This window comes from Agrococcus sp. AC640b (assembly GCF_979255995.1).
In genome coordinates, this window is the sequence record NZ_CEEDMM010000011.1 from 72985 (window position 1) to 74630 (window position 1646).

A 1646-nucleotide genomic window follows, 5' to 3' on the forward strand; every position below is an offset into this window, starting at 1 on the left:
CGCCCGCAGCGCCCGCCCGCCCCGAGCGTCGAACGGGACACCCCGCCCTCGTCCGCGGTGCCTCCGCCACCCGCTCCTTGAGGTGCGCCCTTCGAGACGCTCGCTGCGCTCGCTCCTCAGGACCCGCTCCGCGAGCCTCGAACGGGGCGCCCCCGCCCACTTCCGCGGTGCTTCCACATCCCGCTCCTTGAGGTGCGAGCGAAGCGAGCCTCGAAAGGGGCGCCACCACTCGGGCTTCCGCCCCCGCTCCTTGAGGTGCGAGCGAAGCGAGCCTCGAAAGGGCCGCCACCACTCGGGCTTCCGCCCGCCGCTCCTTGAGGTGCGAGCGAAGCGAGCCTCGAGAGGGGCGCCACCACCGGCACCGCGACCCCGTGACCGTCGGGATTCCGTGTCGGTGGTGGGTGGCAGTGTGCGGTCATGGCGCAGGAGATGGAGCAGACCCCGGCCGGGCCTGATGCTGCTGCGCTGGATGCGATCCAGGCGAATGCGCTGTCGCAGCTCGATGCGCTGCGCACGGGCATGCAGGCGTTCCAGGCCCACGAGATCCGCGTGCTGGCAGCCCTGGGCCATCTCGGCGTCGAGCGTGCCCGTGTGGTGGGCGGCGACGTGGACATGCATGTGCGCGCGGTCGCTGCGGAGGTCGGAGTCCTGTCGCGGGTGTCGGATCAGGCCGTCGCGTCGCGGATCTCGGAGGCGATGACGCTCGTCGACGTGTGGCCGGTCGTGCTCGAGGCGTTCGCGGCAGCCCGCATCGGCCGTGGCCATGTGCGGGCGATCGTCGAGGCCGGCGGCGTCCTCGCCACCACCGACGTCACCGCCGAGACGCGTGCCGCGTTCGAGACCGCCATGGTGGCGCTCGCCGAGACCACCACGCCCGCACGGGTCCGGAAGGTCGCACGCCGCGAGGCCGACACGCACCTGTCCGAGCCCGCGACCGTCCGCCATCGTCGCGCCCGCGAGGGCCGGTTCGTACGGATCACGCCCGCCGACGACGGCATGGCGTTCCTGAGCGCCTGGATCCCCGCCGTGCTCGCCCAAGGCATCGACCACCGCCTCCGCACCGCAGCCCGCCACAAGGCGAAGGACGACCCCCGCACCATCGACCAATGGCGGGCCGACGCGTGCTGCGAGCTGCTCCTCACCGGCACCGGCGCACCCACCACCGAGACCACCGCCGCAGGCACCACCATCGAACGCCCAGGCCCGTTCGCGGCGATCGCGCCCGTCGTGCAGATCACGATCCCCGTCACCACCATCACCGGCACCGGCGACCTGCCCGCGACCCTCGACGGCGTGCAGCCCATCGACCCCGACACCGCCCGCGCCCTCGCAGGCAGCGCGACCACGTGGGAGCGACTCCTGACCGACCCGATCACCGGCACGGTCCTCGAGGTCGACACCTACCGCCCCACCACAGCCCAGCTGCGACACCTCAGAGCCCGCGACCACTGGTGCCGATTCCCCGGCTGCGCCGCCAAGGCCCGCGACGACGACGCCGACCACACCATCGCCTGGGACGACGGCGGCACCACAGCGCTCGGCAACCTCGCCCACCTCTGCAGACGACACCACACCCTCAAGCACGCCACCGCCTGGACCGTCGCACACCCACACCCCGGCGAGCTCCGCTGGCGATCACCACTCGG

1 protein-coding gene is annotated in these 1646 nt (G+C 73.0%); it reads left to right on the forward strand.

Going from position 1 to position 1646, the window contains the following annotated elements:
• Window positions 1–417 precede the first annotated feature (417 nt).
• On the forward strand, window positions 418–1646 hold a 1229-nt coding region (locus ACZ6H8_RS06400; protein WP_464145614.1), incomplete at its 3' end, for an HNH endonuclease signature motif containing protein.